Annotated in this window: 13 protein-coding genes; 1 reads left to right on the top strand and 12 read right to left on the bottom strand. The window is 66.5% G+C overall.

What is annotated here, in order from left to right; all coding sequences use genetic code 11:
* Positions 1-16: 16 nt before the first annotated feature.
* The 3 genes from QX041_RS02090 to yghU all read right to left on the bottom strand — a co-directional run bounded on the left by QX041_RS02090 (position 17) and on the right by yghU (position 2,817).
* Positions 17-340, bottom strand: a complete 324-nt coding sequence (locus QX041_RS02090) for a cytochrome c (protein ID WP_316164372.1) — start codon at positions 338-340, stop codon at positions 17-19.
* Between the two features lie 12 nt (positions 341-352).
* Positions 353-1,552, bottom strand: coding sequence for a molybdopterin-dependent oxidoreductase (locus QX041_RS02085; RefSeq protein WP_316164371.1), 1,200 nt, complete (start codon positions 1,550-1,552; stop codon positions 353-355).
* Between the two features lie 344 nt (positions 1,553-1,896).
* Positions 1,897-2,817 carry a glutathione-dependent disulfide-bond oxidoreductase gene (yghU, locus tag QX041_RS02080; RefSeq protein WP_410051844.1) on the bottom strand — a complete coding sequence of 307 codons (921 nt, stop codon included), beginning with the start codon at positions 2,815-2,817 and terminating at the stop codon, positions 1,897-1,899.
* Between the two features lie 134 nt (positions 2,818-2,951).
* Between yghU and QX041_RS02075 the strand changes: the two genes are divergently transcribed.
* On the top strand, positions 2,952-4,463 hold the full coding sequence (locus QX041_RS02075) for an acetyl-CoA acetyltransferase (RefSeq protein ID WP_316164369.1): 1,512 nt from the start codon (positions 2,952-2,954) through the stop codon (positions 4,461-4,463).
* A 15-nt stretch (positions 4,464-4,478) separates the two neighbouring features.
* On the opposite strand, the gene QX041_RS02070 is transcribed toward QX041_RS02075, so the two are convergent.
* The 9 genes from QX041_RS02070 to QX041_RS02030 all read right to left on the bottom strand — a co-directional run bounded on the left by QX041_RS02070 (position 4,479) and on the right by QX041_RS02030 (position 15,612).
* Positions 4,479-4,817 carry an antibiotic biosynthesis monooxygenase gene (locus tag QX041_RS02070; protein WP_316164368.1) on the bottom strand — a complete coding sequence of 113 codons (339 nt, stop codon included), beginning with the start codon at positions 4,815-4,817 and terminating at the stop codon, positions 4,479-4,481.
* A gap of 112 nt (positions 4,818-4,929) precedes the next feature.
* Entirely contained in the window at positions 4,930-6,036 is a 1,107-nt protein-coding gene (locus QX041_RS02065; RefSeq protein WP_315749172.1) for a tetratricopeptide repeat protein, read from the bottom strand.
* 39 nt (positions 6,037-6,075) lie between these two features.
* Entirely contained in the window at positions 6,076-7,041 is a 966-nt protein-coding gene (locus QX041_RS02060; RefSeq protein ID WP_315714948.1) for an MBL fold metallo-hydrolase, read from the bottom strand.
* Between the two features lie 345 nt (positions 7,042-7,386).
* Complete coding sequence (locus QX041_RS02055; protein WP_315749170.1) at positions 7,387-9,078, bottom strand: methyl-accepting chemotaxis protein; 1,692 nt, start codon at positions 9,076-9,078, stop codon at positions 7,387-7,389.
* Between the two features lie 256 nt (positions 9,079-9,334).
* A complete protein-coding gene (locus QX041_RS02050; protein ID WP_409998600.1) occupies positions 9,335-9,547 on the bottom strand; it encodes a hypothetical protein in 213 nt (70 codons plus the stop codon).
* A 32-nt stretch (positions 9,548-9,579) separates the two neighbouring features.
* The gene (locus tag QX041_RS02045) at positions 9,580-9,711 is read right to left on the bottom strand and encodes a hypothetical protein (RefSeq protein ID WP_316164853.1); all 132 of its coding nucleotides are present in this window, start codon (positions 9,709-9,711) and stop codon (positions 9,580-9,582) included.
* Positions 9,712-9,727: 16 nt separating this feature from the next.
* The gene (locus QX041_RS02040) at positions 9,728-11,242 is read right to left on the bottom strand and encodes an ABC transporter substrate-binding protein (RefSeq protein WP_315826483.1); all 1,515 of its coding nucleotides are present in this window, start codon (positions 11,240-11,242) and stop codon (positions 9,728-9,730) included.
* Between the two features lie 160 nt (positions 11,243-11,402).
* A complete protein-coding gene (locus QX041_RS02035; RefSeq protein ID WP_316164367.1) occupies positions 11,403-13,106 on the bottom strand; it encodes a methyl-accepting chemotaxis protein in 1,704 nt (567 codons plus the stop codon).
* A gap of 478 nt (positions 13,107-13,584) precedes the next feature.
* The gene (locus tag QX041_RS02030; RefSeq protein ID WP_316164366.1) at positions 13,585-15,612 is read right to left on the bottom strand and encodes a methyl-accepting chemotaxis protein; all 2,028 of its coding nucleotides are present in this window, start codon (positions 15,610-15,612) and stop codon (positions 13,585-13,587) included.
* Between the last annotated feature and the right edge of the window lie 152 nt (positions 15,613-15,764).

Raw genomic sequence — 15,764 nt, 5'->3', positions numbered from 1 at the left:
CCGCCGGGCCCTGGCGTCAGTAGGTTGCGGCGAGATAGTCGACGATCTTGCCGACATCGGCCGCGTCGATCGGGGCGCCATAAACCTTGATCATCTTGGTGACTTCGGCCTGCCAGAACTCCTTCTTGTTCTGCATCGGCGGCTGCGTCTTGATGTAGTCGGAGGAGTGACAGGCCGTGCAGTTGCCCTGCACTACGGCGAGATCGGGCCCGGGCTTGAAGGCGGCAGTCTCCTGCGGAACTTGGTAGTTGACTGGCGCCGCGGTCAGGGCGATGGGGCTGCCCGCCAGGCAGCCAAGTCCGGTGGCTAGCGTGGCGATGAGGAAAAACGTCCGCTGCATGGGTGCTGCTCCTCAGGCCGCCGTGACGCGGACGGTTTCGATGACATTGCGCAGATAGCCGGCCGGATTCCAGCGCGGCGTCTCCGGCTGCGTCTCGCCGGAATTGCTGGTGGCACGCACCTTGAGATCGTGGGATCCCGCGGCAAGCTTCACCGCCAGCTTCCACTCGCGGAAGGAATATTTCCCGAGATCCCTGCCGAGCTTGGCGTCGGTCCAGGTCTTGCCGCCGTCGGTCGAGACCGCGACCTGCTTGATTCCCGCCCCGCCGTCGAATGCGATGCCGCGCAGCACCGCCCTGCCCGCCTTGAGCTTCGCGCCATCGGCCAGGCTGGTGATGAACGAGCGGACCGTGAAGCGGTTGATCGGGATCGTCGCTTTCGGCGTGGTGCCGGGCTCCACGGCGTTGTTCGGCGTGTCTGGAATTCGATAGGCCGATTTCATCCAGAAGCCGTCGAACACGTTGTCGATGATGGTGATCTCGTTGAGGTGCTTGACCCAGTAGGTGCCGTAATAGCCGGGCACGATCAGGCGCAGCGGAAAGCCGTTGAGGAACGGCAGATCCTCGCCGTTCATGCCGTAGGCCAGCATCACCTCGCCATTCATGGCGTGATCGAGGTCGAGCGCCTTGACGAAGTCCGGCGTCTTGTCGATCACCGGGCCGTCCATGCCGCCGAAGGCGACCTGTCTGGCGCCGGCCTGGACGCCCGCCATGTCGAGCACGGTCTTGAGCGGCACGCCCCGCCAGCGCGCATTGCCCATGGCGCCGTTGCCAAGCTGGCCACCTGCGACGCGCGGCTCGAAGAAGCCGCGGCTGTTGCCGGAGCATTGGTTGACGGCGACGATCTCGGTCGCCTTCATCTTCCGGATGTCCTTGAGCGACAGCTTGAGCGGCTTGTCGACCTTCCCCTTGATCGCGAGCGTGAACCTGTCCGGATCGAGATCGTAAGGCAGGCCCGCCAGATGATAGCGGACGAAGAAGGCATTGTTCGGCGTGATCACGCCGTCATTGAACACCCCGAATGGCGTTTCGAGTTGCGGCGGCCGGCTGGTCAGGCCGATCATCGGCCGCTTCTGCGGATACTTCACCAGCGGGCGCTCGCCGTTGGCGAAGGGCAACGTCACGGTGTCCTCGGCCAGCGCGTGAGTCGCGCCAAACCCGCCCAGCAGCGCCGCCAGCCCTGCTCCCTTGAGCAGATCACGTCTGTCGATCATGCAACTCCCTCCGGAGGGTCGTTTTGAACCCGCGGTCATCACCGCCGGCTCTCATCGAAATCTGGCGGCATGCACGGCCGCTGCGAATTGATCGTTGCACATTCTCTCACTGCGAGAAAAGCCGCGAACGTGCGCAATCATAGCATCGCAGCGCGGCAACGGCCGAGACTTCGCACGTGCAACAAGACCAATCGTGCATCGAACCGCAGGGGGGCAATCGGGGCCGTCAGGCGGCGCGTGCCCACCGACGGCGCCGGCGAGGGACGACGTTGGGCACGGCGCGCTCCACGGTTGTTGCACGCCGCGATGAGCTCGCCGCTCCTTTGTGCACCCCACACGCGCAACTACGTGCCCTGCCCGATCTTGTCCTGCGTCTTGGTCTCGAAGTCGCTGGCGTCGTGGCGCTCGTGGAGCTGGCTCTTGGGATCGCCGGAGACGCGGTTGACCATGCGGCCGCGCTTCACAGCGGTACGCTGCGCGATCTGGTCGGTCCAGCGCTGGACATTCTTGTAGTCCTGCACCGAGAGGAACTCGCCGCCTTCGTAGAGCAGGCCCTTGGCGAGCGCGCCGTACCACGGCCACACCGCGATGTCGGCGATGGTGTAGTCGGGGCCGGCGAGATACTCGCTTTCGGCCAGGCGGCGGTCGAGCACGTCGAGCTGGCGCTTCACCTCCATCGCGAAGCGGTCGATGGCATACTCGATCTTGGTCGGCGCATAGGCATAGAAGTGGCCGAAGCCGCCGCCGAGATAGGGCGCAGCCCCCATCTGCCAGAACAGCCAGGACAGGCATTCGGCGCGCTTGGCCGGCTCGGTCGGCAGGAAGGCGCCGAACTTCTCGGCCAGATAAACCAGGATCGCGCCGGACTCGAACACGCGGATCGGTTCCGGCCCGCTGCGATCCAGCAGCGCCGGGATCTTGGAATTGGGATTGATGGCGACGAAGCCCGAACCGAACTGATCGCCCTCGCCGATCCGGATCAGCCAGGCGTCATATTCGGCGCCGCTGTGGCCGAGCGCCAGCAGCTCCTCGAGCATCACTGTGACCTTTACGCCGTTCGGCGTTCCCAGAGAATAAAGCTGCAAGGGATGACGACCGACAGGCAATTCCTTCTCGTGCGTCGGACCTGCGATCGGCCGGTTGATGTTGGCGAAGCGGCCGCCGCTGGCCTTGTTCCAGGTCCAGACCTTGGGCGGCACATAGCTGTTCTGTTCAGACACGGCAGACTCCGGCGTGAGCGTCAGGAGCGAGCGTTTTAGGCGCATATGCCGTCGAGCGGAAGCCACGCTGCGCGCGGGCGCCATCAGCATTTTCTGCATTGCGCGGTCGAACCTGCGATGACAGAACGGAGACAAGACAACAATGACGGTCCGTCGCGGGCCGGCTCCTGGAAACGCCGATGACTGCAAGTCCCCTGCCCCCCGACCGCATTCCCGTGATCGTCGGCGTGGGCGAGATCGTCGATCGCCCCAAGGACATCGGCGACGGTCTCGAGCCGCTGGCGCTGCTCGAACAGGCGATCCGCCGCGCGGAAAATGACGCGGGCGCCAAGCTCATCCAGGACACCGGCTCGCTCGACGTCGTCAACTTCCTGAGCTGGCGCTACCGCGATCCCGAGCAGCTTCTCGCGCAGCGGCTCGGCGTGAGCCCGGCGCACTGCCACTACGGTCCCGTCGGCGGCGAGAGCCCGATCCGCTTTCTGCACGAGGCCGCCTTGCGCATCGCGCGCGGCGAATGCGAGGTCGCCGTGGTCTGCGGCGCCGAGGCGCAATCGACGGCGACCAAGGCCGAACGCGCCGGCGTGACCCTGCCGTGGACGCCGTTCGCGCATGATGTCGAGGAGCCGAAGCGCGGCGCTGCATTCCAGAAGCCGCTGGCGGTGAAGCTCGGCGTGTTCCGTCCGGTCACGGTCTATCCGTTCTACGAAGTCGCGAGCGCAGCCAAATGGGGCCAGACGACGCGGCAGGCGCTCGCCGAATCCGGCGAGCTGTGGTCGCGCTTTTCCGCGGTTGCCGCCTACAATCCCAACGCCTGGCTGAAGCGGCACTTCGCGCCCGAGGAGATCACGACGCCGTCGGCCGACAACCGCCCGATCGCCTGGCCCTACACCAAGCTGATGGTCGCCAATCCCATGGTCAACATGGGCGCGGCGCTGATCCTGACCAGCCTGGCCAAGGCGCGTGCGGCAGGCATTGCCGACAGCCGCATGATCTATCCGCTCGGCGGCGCGTCTGCCGAGGATCCGCGCGACTACCTCACGCGCGATCAGTTCGCCGAGAGTCATCCGCAGAACGCCGTGTTGCGGGCCGCAATGAACATCGTCGGCGGCAACGGCGCGGCGTTCGACGTCATCGAGCTCTACAGCTGCTTTCCCTGCGTGCCGAAGATGGCGCGGCGGATCCTCGGCCTCGGCGCTGACGTGGAGCCGACCGTCACCGGCGGGCTGACCTTCTTCGGCGCGCCGCTCAACACCTACATGACGCATGCCGCCTGCGCGATGGTGCGGCGGCTGCGCGGCGGCGCCAGGCGCGGCCTGCTGTACGGCCAGGGCGGCTTCGTCACCAAGCATCATGCGCTGGTGATCTCGCGCGAGCCGCCGTCATCGCTGTCGCAGGAGGTGAGCGTGCAGGCCGAGGCCGATCGGCATCGCGCCGCAACGCCGGAGTTCGTCAGCGAGGCCGGCGGCGGCGGCAGGGTCGAGAGCTTCACCGCGCTGTTCGATCGCAACGGCGAGGTCGAGCATGGCGTGGTGATGCTGCGCACCGAGCAGGACACGCGCACGCTGGCGCGCGTGCCGGCGCAGGACGCAGCCACGCTGGCGCGGCTGATGGATCAGGACAGGTCGCCGGTCGGCGCGCTCGGCACGATCACGATGGCCGCCGATGGTGTGCCGGAGTGGCGAACGAATTAGTTCGCTTCCGTCGCCTCACACCTCCCGCGCCTCGTGCTGCCAGCGCGCATGGGCCGTCTCCCAATCGGGATCGCGCTCCGCCGCGAAGCCGAGCGTCCTGCCGCCGCCGAGGTCGCGGAAGCCGATCATGGCGCGGCGGTGCGCGCCGCTTCTGACATAGGCGCGCATGCTGGCTTCGTCGGTCCAGACCGTCAGCGTGTGATAGATGCCATTCACCGGACGAAGCTCGACGCGCAGATTTCCGGGAGCCGCACGCGCCTGGCGGACGGCGCGCAGCGTGTGCCACCAGAATCGCGCCAGCCGCGTGAGGCCGCGATGCGGGCGGAAGCCGGTGACGGACACGTAGACGCTCATGGCGCGCTCCTGGATCGCAAACCGCCGCGCGATGGAACGGTCGCGCCGACAGGTGTGAGCACAACGCTGCCCACCGCGTCCTGGATGTCGAGTGCGGATCACGGGCCGGCGCTCAGCGCCCACTTCGCCTGGGCTTCACGTTGGCAGGCACCGTGCCCGTGGTCTCCGCAGCCGCCGGAGGCGCGCTGTCGTCGCCCGCCAATTGCTGGTCGCGCTTGCGCGCGAGCGCCTCGTCACGCCGGGCGGCCGCGACCGCCAATTCCGGATCCAGCTTGAGCGCCTGGTTGAAGTCGGCGAGCGCGCGGTCGTAGTGCCCCTTTGCCAGCCACACCGTGCCCCGGTCGCTGTACGTTGCGGCATCGCTGAAGCCCATGCGCACGGCGTGGTCGAGATCGACAAGGGCTTCGTCGAGATCTCCCTTGCGCTGGAACGCAAGTCCACGATCGTGGAACAGCATCGGGTTGTGCGGATCCAGCCGGATCGCCCGCTCATAATCGCCAAGCGCCCGGTCGAAGCGGCCCATGCGGACCAGATCCTTGGCGCGGTAGTGATAGAGATCGGCATTGCGGGGCGCGAGCCGGATTGCTTCGTCGAAATCGGCGACGGCGCCCTCGAGATCGCCCTGTCGGCTGCGGTCCATCGCGCGCTTCACCAAGGATGCGGCGGTCATCGGCGCAGCCGGGACGACCGGCTCTGCCGCTTTCGGCTCTGCCGGCGGAGGCGGCGCGGGGGCCTCCGCCGCCGGAGGCGGCACCGGGAGCACGGCTCCGGTCGCATCCTGGACGGCAGGCGCCGGGACGGTCTCACCTGCGACCTTGCGCTGCGGCCCCGATCGGGCCTGCGGCGACGGTGTCACGATCGAGCGCGTCGCCTGCCTGCTCATCCAGTCACCGGCGGAGGGCAACAGCAGAATCTCGAGGCCGATCAGGACCGCGCTGAGCACGGCGGTCGCCGCGGTAAACTGCAGGATGGCGTCCCAGCGTTCGCGGCGGACGCGGTCGCGCTCGGAGGCGAGATGGGCGTCGTATTCGGCACGCAGGCCCGCGTCGCGCAGCACGTTGTAGGCGACGATGATCAGCTTGAGCTGATGCTCCGACGCCGCATCGGCGCTGCCCCGGAGGTCGGGATGGTGCGCCTTGGCGGCCTGGCGGAACGCCCGCTTGATCGTGTCGAGATCGGCCCGCGGCGATACGCCGAGCACCTCATAATGCGTCGTCATGGCGCGATCCCGAACCTCTCTTCCGAGGTCGGTCCGGGATCACGCGGGGAGCAGGTCGAGCGCATAATGGGCGCCATCGCGGGTGAGCCGACCGAACGCGGCCCACGGAAAATGAGATCCACAAACCAACATCTTTTCTGCAACGATACGATCGAGCAATCTGCGCCGGCTGACCTCGGCAGCCGCGCCGTCCTGGTCATAGGCGCCGTGCCATTCCGGATGGCGCAGGCACAACGCCGGCACATAGGCGGTGTCGCCGGAGATCATCAGTTGCTCCGCTCCGGAGCCGAGATGAAACGCGGTGTGCCCCGGGGTATGACCGGGGACGCTGACGAAGCGGATGCCGGGCACCACCTCGTCCTCGCCCTCGACCGGCAGCACGTTCTTCCAGCCCGGGATCACGCTCTGGATGCGGCGCGCCAGCGCCTGCCGCCACGGCGGCAGCCGGCTGGTCAGAGATGCATCGGTCCAGAATTTGTACTCGGCCGCAGCCACGATGATCTCGGCGGTGGGAAACACCGGCGCGTCGGTGTTCTCGCCGAGCAGGCCGAAGATATGATCGGGATGGAAGTGCGAGATCAGGATGGTGTCGATGTCTTCCGGGCGAATGCCGGCTGCTTTCAGATTGTCCAGCATGCGACCCGAAACGAAGATCGAGTCGGAATTGTAGCCCTGCACCTGACCACCGCCGCCGGCATCGCAGAGCACGGTCTTGCCCTTCAGCCGCACCACGAAGGTGGAGATCGGGACCGGGACGAAGGCTGGGCTCAGACCAGCGGCGCGCAGTGCGTCCTTCACGTCGCTGATGCTGGCATTGCTGATGAAGCCGGCCTCGTGCGGCTTTTCCCACACGCCGTCGTAGAGGGCGATCACCTCCGCCTCGCCGATCGTGATCCGGCGATAGCCGCGTGCGGGATCCTCAGTGCGGCGGTGCGGCTTGGCGGCAACGACGGCTAGTCCCGCATCGAGACCCAAAGCAGCCGCGGCCGTCGCGGCCGATAGCACCAGGGTCCTTCGCGAAAAACCACCCGCAATCACATTGCCTGCCACTCAAATATACCGTCGGTTGAATAAATGCCTAACACAAGTTAATCTCCGCACCTTAGCGGGATTATGGCGCGACAACGGCCTTTCTGGCCGGGGCGTCAGGTGTGGGGAGTCTGCAACGGTGGGGGATGATCCGGTCGAGCGGGGCGCCGCCTGACGAACGGCGCACGCATGAGCGTCGACGTGGTTCGCGGGGGCATCGTCGGCTCTGTCCGCGGCTATCGTTAGGGCTGTGTCGTTCGACTATCGGATGCGACAGCGGCCAATCTCGGCCGCTGTCCTCCGCTTCGTCACTGTCTTGGGTCAGGCGGCGCGAACCGATTGCAGGAAGCGGCTGACCTCCAGCTTGAGACGCTGGCTATCACCGGAGAGCTGGCGCGCGGCGCTGAGCACCTGCCCCGAGGTGTCGCCGGTCTCGCTGGCGCCGCGCTGGACATTGGAAATGTTGGCGGACACCTGCTGTGTACCTGCGGCGGCGTGCTGGATGTTGCGCGAGATCTCGGCGGTTGCTGCGCCCTGCTCCTCGACCGCGGCCGCCACCGTCGCGGCGATCTCCGACAGCCGCTCGATCGTCGTCGAGATCTCTCTGATGGCGCCGACCGACTCCTGCGTGGCCCCCTGGATGCCAGAAATCTGTTGGCCGATCTCGCCGGTCGCCTTGGCGGTCTGTTCGGCCAGCGCCTTGACCTCGGAGGCGACGACGGCAAAGCCGCGGCCGGCTTCGCCCGCCCGCGCGGCCTCGATCGTGGCATTGAGCGCCAGCAGATTGGTCTGCCCGGCGATCGTGTTGATCAGTTCGACAACGTCGCCAATGCGGGTCGCCGCCTTCGACAGCTCGCCGACACGATCATTGGTGCGGCGTGCCTGCTCGACCGCATCGGAGGCGATGCGCGCGGACTCCTGCACCTGGCGGCTGATCTCACGGACCGACGAAGTGAGCTCCTCGGTCGCCGAGGCGACGGCCTGAACATTGGCCGACGCCTCTTCGGAGGCCGCGGCGACGGTGGTGGAAAGCTCCTGCCCTCGCACGGCGGTGCTCGACAGCGAGTTGGCCGAGCTCTCGAGCTCGCTGGAGGCCGAGGACACAGTATTGACGATGTTGCCGATGGCGCCTTCGAAACTGTTGGCGAGCTCCGACATCTCCCGCTTGCGCGAGGCGGCTGCTCGCCGCTCCTGCTCACCGAGCTCCCTGGCGTTGAACCGCACCATCGTCTGGACGGTCTGCAGGTTACGCAAGGCGCGGCCGATCTCGTCGTCGCGCTCGATGTGCATGCGGGTGTCGAGCTTGCCCTGGGTGATGCTTTCCATCGTCTCGTTCACATGATCAAGCGGCGCCACGATCACGTTCATCGTGCGCAGTCCGACCAGGCCACACAGCACGACACCGGTGGCAGCAATCGCCACGGCGGTCATTCCGGCGAGCCCGCCCTCCCCGAACGAGATGACACCAAGCACGAGCAGGAACAGCGTCTGCAATCCGACCAGCGTTCGCAGCCTTGCCGCGATCGTGCCGGTGAACATCGAGAGATGGTCGAACACCGAGCGGCGGCGGACGATGCCGTCGTCGATCTTGTAACCATGTGGCCGCTTTTCGCGGATCGCCGCATAGACCTGCTCGGCCTCTGCGCGCTGGTCGGCGGGCAGCTTGGTGCGCACCGAGGTGTAGCCGACGACTTGGCCGTCTTTGCAGATCGGCGACGCCGTCGCCAGCACCCAGTAATAGTCGCCGTTCTTGCGGCGGTTCTTGACCGCGCCGACCCAGGGACGGCCGGCCTTGAGCGTGGTCCAGAGATTGTCGAAGGCTTCAGGCGGCATGTCCGGATGACGCACGATGTTGTGCGGCTGCCCCATCAGCTCGGCTTCGGTGAAGCCGGCCGCATCGACAAAATCCTGGTTGAAGAAGGTCAACTTGCCCTTCGTGTCGGTCTTGGACACGATCAGCGTGTCATCCGTGATCGGATACTCGACGTTGGTGACGGGCAAATTCTTACGCATGGCGAGTCTTTCAATCGACGATGATGGCCGCGAGCCATGCCGGCATCGGCATGACTAATTTTGCTGCAAACGATGCATCGATTGTCGCAGTCGCCGATTAACCTAAGATAAAATGCCGCAACCGTTGAAATACGGGTCGCTGGACCCCGTTCACGGACGGCCGCAATCTCACAAGACCTGTCGCCGGCGTGTCTCCTCGATACGAGCCAGACAGAACGGCCCAACCATGTTGCCGCCGTTGATGCAGGAAACTGGATCAATCGGTGCGAACCGTTTGCAGGAAGCGCAAGAGCGCCAGCAGGTTGGTTCGGCCGGCGGTGATGTTGATCGGCTCGACGATTTTGCCGATGCGGGTCGCGGCCTTCGACAGCCCGCCGAGGCGATCGGTGGTCCCGCGCGCCTGGCCGGCTGCCTCGCCCGCCATCCGCGCCGACCGGCCCACGAAAAAAGGGCGCGGCCTCGCGGCCACGCCCTGGTCTGGTCGGGATCTGCGCGCCGGGATCAGGCTGCGCGCACGGTGTACAGGAAACGTCCAACCTCGAGCTTCAGTCGGTTGCTGTCGCCGGACAGCATTTGCGCCGCCGAGAGCACCTGGGACGACGCCGAGCCGGTCTCGCCGGAGCCGCGCTGCACCCCGGCGATAGCCGCGTCATTCCAGCTCGATCGGCTGATAGGCGCCGGTCTCGTCGAGCGCCGTGCCCCAGATCTTGTGCGAGGCCTGATGTTCGGCGGGGCCGAAGTTGAGCGAGGCGCCAAGACCGAGATCGATGTTGCGCATCGACTCCAGCGTATCGATCAGCCGCTCGGTATCGAGCTGCGGACCGGCCTGCTTCAGGGCCTGAACCAGGATACTCGCCTCGATGTAGCCCTCGAGCGAGGTGTAGTCCGGCGGTTCACCGGGGAAGTGTCGAGCCAGCGCGGCCTTGTAGTCGAGCACCACGCTCGAATAGCCGGAGACGGCGGGAACGGTCTGGGTCACGACGACCCCGGCCGCGTAGCGCGAACCGAGCAGCATGAGCTCATTGGCAAGCGCCGATGCGCCGACCGCCGACACATTGACGAAGAGGACGCCGGGAAGCGCGTCGCGCGCCTTTTCGATGAACTTCGCCGCCGCGCGCGAGGTCGCGACCATGATGACCGCGCGGACGGGCACCTTCTGGGCCTTGAGCTGGTTGATCGCCGGCTCCACATCGACGGTGTTGCGGGTGTAGTTGACGCGCAGGATCGCGGCGTCGCTGAGGCCGAGGACGCGAAACGCCTTTGCCACGCCGGCAAAGCCTGCATCGCCGAACGAATCGTCCTGCGCGAACAGCGCAATCTGGCGTGGCGGCACGCGGCGCAGCTTCACCAGGTAACGGACCAGCGCATCGGCTTCTTCCGAATAGCTCGGACGATAGTTGAAGACGTAGCGGTCCGGCGGATCGTGGCGCGAGACGTTCGCACCGGTATAGGGGCTGAAGAACAGCATCCGGCGCTCGAGCGAATATGGGATCGCGACGGCCGCCGTCGCGGTCCCGAAACTGCCGACGAAGCCGAACACGCGCTCCTTTTCGTAGAGCTGCTTCATGGCGTCGAGCGTGCGGTTCGGATCATAGCCGTCATCGGCGACGACGAGCTTGAGCATCCGGCCATTGACCCCGCCGGCGTCGTTGGCGCGGTTGAAGGCGGCTTCGATGCCGACCTTGAGCAGCCGGCCCGATTCCTTGTTCGCGCCCGACAGTGGCAAGACGCTGCCGAACGTGATGTCGCGCTCCGTGACGCCGCGAACCGATGGAGCAGGCACGGCGCTCGTCGCACCAGCCGCAGCGATGGAGGGCGCAGAGTCCGGCAGCGCGCCGGCCGCCGTTGCGGGCGCGCCGATCGATCGCTCGATGTCTGCGAGCTGAAGCTCGGCCCGCCGGCAGTCCTGGCGGCCACTCGCCACGGCCGCGCGACCGTCGGCGATGGAGCGGTCGAACTCGCGCGTCAGCTCGTTGCGATCGCCGTCGTCGCTCGACGCCTCCCGGATGACGGCCTGGAACTTGCCGATGATGGCCTGGATCCGCGGCCGAGGGATCTCGCTGCAGGCAAGGGCCGCTCCGATGGCGGGACCGATCCTGCCGCCGAGGTCGCGCACGACGGCGAGGTTGTCGCCGGGCGCGGCACCGACCGAGGTCGTGAGCATGAGGGTGAGGATGATCACCGAGGAAGTCGCGAGCGATCGGATCCGGTTCACCACCTCGTGGCGGGGCCGGAGGTCAAGGAAGGCCATCATGACGGGATTTGAACTCGTTGAGACACGCTGGTCGGATCGTTGATTGAGCTAGTGAGATTGCCGCGGCCTGTCAGGCCGCGCGGACCGTCTGCAGGAAGCGGCTGACCTCGCGCTTGAGGCGGTTGCTGTCTGTCGACAGCCCCTGGGCCGCCTCCAGCACCTGGGTCGAGGCCGAGCCGGTCTCGGTGGCGCCGCGCTGCACGTCGGTGATGTTGACGGAGACCTGCTGCGTGCCGTGCGCCGCCTGCTGCACGTTGCGCGAGATCTCCTTGGTCGCGGCGTTCTGCTCTTCGACAGCGGCTGCAATCGTCGAGGAAACCTCCGACAGCCGCTCGATGCTGCCGGAGATCAGCCTGATCGCCGCAACCGATTCCTGTGTCGCCGCCTGGATGCCGGCCACCTGCTGGCCGATCTCATCGGTCGCCTTGGCGGTCTGCTCCGCCAGCGCCTTGACCTCGGCGGCGACCACGGCGAAGCCCCGCCCCGCCTCGCCGGCACGCGCCGCCTCGATCGTGGCGTTCAGCGCCAGCAGATTGGTCTGCCCGGCAATGCTGTTGATCAGCTCGACCACATCGCCGATGCGGCTCGCCGCGCGCGACAGCTCGCTCACCCGCTCGTTGGTCTTCTTCGCCTGCTCGACCGCTTCGTTGGCCATGCGCGCCGATTCATGCACCTGGCGGCCGATCTCGGTGACCGAGGACGTCATCTCCTCGGTGGCCGAGGCGACGGATTGCACGTTGGTCGACGCTTCCTCCGACGCAGCCGCCACCGTGGTTGCGAGCTCGCCGGCGCGGACCGCCGTCTTGCTCAAGGTATCCGCCGAGACTTCCAGTCTGGACGAAGCCGACGAGACCGTCTCGACGATCTCGCCAACGGCGCTTTCGAAGTCGTCGGCCATCTTGTGCATGTCGGCCTTGCGGCGGGCCAGCGCCCGCTGCTCGGCTTCCTTCTGCTCCGCTTCCAGCGCGTGACGTGCGACCGCATTGCTCTTGAACACCTCGACGGCGCCGGCCATCTCGCCGATCTCGTCGCCGCGTCCTACGCCGGGGACCTCGACGTCGAGACGGCCGCCGGCGAGGCTCTTCATCGCGCTGGTCATGCGATGCAGAGGGCTGGTGATGCCGCGCCCGACGAGCGTCGACACGACGAGCAGGATCAGCAGCACGATCCCGGCCGCCATCAACGACTGCCGCGTCGAGGCCCAGGCCTGAGCCGAGAGGTCATCGATATAGACGCCGGTCCCGACCAGCCAATTCCAGGGTGCGAAGCCTGCGACATGGGTGAGCTTGGGCTGCGGCGTCTCGGAGCCGGGCTTCGGCCAATCGTAGTCGACGAAGCCGCGGCCATGCTGGCGAACCACGTCGATCATCTCTTGGAACAGCTTCTTGCCGTTCGGATCCTTCATGTCCGCGACGTCCTGCCCGATCAGCTTGCTCGAGATCGGATGCATCAGCATCTTCGCGGTCATGTCCGTGACGAAGAAATACTCGTTGCCGCCATAGCGGAGCTGGGAGGCGCGCTCCAGAGCGCGCTTCTGCGCGTCGGCGACCGAGATCGTCCCCTTCTGCGCGGCAGCATGCTCCTCGGCGAAGATGGCGAGCGCGAGCTCGGTCAGATGCCGCAGCTCGAGCTGCTTCTGCTGCTTGAGGCCGGCAGCGAGCTCACGGGAATTGAAGGCAGTCAGGCCGATCAGACCGAGGAAGCTCAGACCGATCAGGGCGTAGATCTTGATCCCGATGGTGAGCTTGAGGCGATGAGGCATTGCAAACGACATGTCAGTCTCCACGGGCGCGACTCATGCTTGGGGCGCTCGGGGACAGATCACGTCGACGGTCGGGGGGCTCGCCCTCGTCGTCACGCAAACGGGCCCGCAGCCCACGCGTGGAAGCTACGGAACCCAATATTAAGTCTGGTTAAGACGATGTCCGTGCAAATACGGAGCAACGATCGAAAACTGATCGTTGCCCGTCCAGATCGGTAACGCGCTCCGGCTTGCCGTGCGACGCGTCGTCTCGTGCCATGCGACCGAACGAGAGAAGCGCCGTCTGCCCGTGGGACTCGACTGCGCGTTGGCCGCGAACGTCCGGACCCTACGCGCCGATTCTTAACACAAGTTAAAAACGCAGATTGACTACGCAGGTTAGTTTGCCGGCGTCGATGCAACGCGAGACAACGCAAAAGGCCGGAGCGTTCGATGCTCCGGCCTTTTAATCCCCTGCGCAATCCGAGTTGGCCGCTTCCGCGTCTCGGCGTTACGCCGCCCGCACCGAACCGAGGAAGCTCGCGACCTCCTGCTTGAGACGGTTGCTGTCGCCGGACAGCGCCTGTGCCGCTGAGAGCACCTGGGCCGAGGCCGACCCGGTCTCGGCCGCACCGCGCTCGACGTCGGCGATGTTGGACGAGACCTGCTGCGTGCCATGCGCCGCCTGCTGGACGTTGCGCGAGATCTCCTGCGTCGCCGCGCCCTGCTCTTCGACGGCGGCTGCGATGGTCGAGGAGATTTCCGACAGCTTCTCGATCGTGGAGGAGATCTCCTTGATCGCGCTGACCGACTCCTGCGTTGCGACCTGGATGCTCGAGATCTGCTGGCCGATCTCGCCAGTCGCCCTCGCGGTCTGCTCCGCCAGCGCCTTGACCTCCGAGGCGACGACCGCGAAGCCGCGGCCGGCGTCACCGGCGCGTGCGGCCTCGATGGTGGCGTTGAGCGCCAGCAGGTTGGTCTGGCCGGCAATCGTGTTGATCAGTTCGACGACGTCGCCGATGCGGGTGGCAGCCTTGGACAGCTCGCTGACGCGCCCGGTCGTGGTGCGGGCCTGGCCGACGGCGTCGTTGGCGATGCGCGCCGATTCCTGCACCTGGCGGCTGATCTCGGTGACCGACGAGGCCATCTGCTCGGTCGCAGACGCCACCGACTGGACGTTGGTCGTGGCTTCCTCCGAGGCGGACGCAACCGCCGTCGTCAAGCCTTGCGAGCGCGTCGCGGCCTGGGTCAGCGTGGTGGCGGACTGCTCGAGCTGGCTCGAGGCCGACGAGACGGTGTTCACGATCTCGCCGACCGCGGCTTCGAACTGCTCGGCCAGCCGCTGCATGTCGGCCTTGCGCTGGCGCGCCGTGATCGCGTCCTGCGCGCTCTTTTCCTCGGCCTCGGCGCGCGCCTTCTCCTCCGCATTGCCACGGATCACCGTTACGGTCTTGGCGAGATCGCCGATTTCGTCACCCCGCGATGCGCCGGGAATGGCGATGTCGAGCCGGCCGCGCGCCATCTCGCCGAGCGCCGCGTTCAGCCGCGTCAACGGCCGCGCGATCCCGAGGAACGAGAACACGACCGAACCGATCACCGACAACAGAACCGCCAATCCGACAAACAGCGTGATATAGCTCGCCTGCGCGGCGACCTGGTCTGCCTCGAACCGCGCGCTCGCGTTGCGCGCGCGCGCGTCCTGGATCGCAGAGGACATCAGCTCGCCGGCCTCGCCGAGATAGATGAGCGTGCGGTCGCGCAGCACGGCCTCCTTGATCCCCTCGGTCTTCACCACCTCGTCGTTCGCGGCGACGAAGTCCGAGGCGAGGCCATTGAGCTTGGTGATCGTGGCCTGGATCTCGCGGTCGTCGGCCAGCATGCGGGCGTCGGTCAGCGAGCTCTTCAGCCCCGGCACCGTCTGCTTCACCGTCAGGATCGTCGCGGCATCGCCAGTCATACCGAACCGCCAGGCCTGCGACCGCATGTAGTTCAACTTGGCATCGGCCGCGTGAAGCTGGCGCTCGACCCGCTCGCGGAAGGCGAGCTTCGGCAGCGACGGCGAGGCGAGCAGCGCCTTCAGGCTGGTGTTCCAGTCGTTGGAGACGGCACTGCGCTTCTCGATCTGCGTCAGCAACTTCTTCTGCGCCTCGGCGAGATCGACCGCTCCCGCGGCATAGCTCGTCATCAGCTCCTTGATCCGGGTCAGCCGGGCGCGATCGTCATCGGTCGACACGTTGGCGAGTGCGGCGTCGATGTCCGTCACCATCCCGGTCGAGAACTGCTGAATGTCGGCGGCTGCCTTCTCTGCCTCGGCCGGCGCACGCGCCAGCCGCGCCGAACGGCCACCGAGCTGGGTCTGCTGCATGTTGATGCTGGCCGACAGCACGCTCTCGACGACGCGCCGCGCGCGCTCGGCCTGCTGATTGGCGTGGTTGACCGCTCTTTCCGCCATCAACTGGTTAGCGATCATGCCGACGGCGAGAGATGCGCCGATGGCGCCAGCGAGCCCGAGTTTGTAGCCGATCCGATTCAGTTTCATTGCCCTACCCACAGATGAACGCGTCACGCGACGGTCCGTACTGGAGGTATAGCGGTGAGGTCCCTAGAGACCGTTAATTTACGGGAGTTATCGGGCATTACACGCAAAAAACTTCTGCTTTTTCAGTGTGCGTCCCGATGCTTATGGCGGCA

The sequence above is a fragment of the Bradyrhizobium sp. SZCCHNRI2009 genome (genome assembly GCF_032485115.1).
In the GTDB taxonomy this organism is placed as follows: domain Bacteria; phylum Pseudomonadota; class Alphaproteobacteria; order Rhizobiales; family Xanthobacteraceae; genus Bradyrhizobium.
Note: the sequence above shows the minus strand (reverse complement) of the source record. Positions and strands in the feature narration are given on the sequence as shown.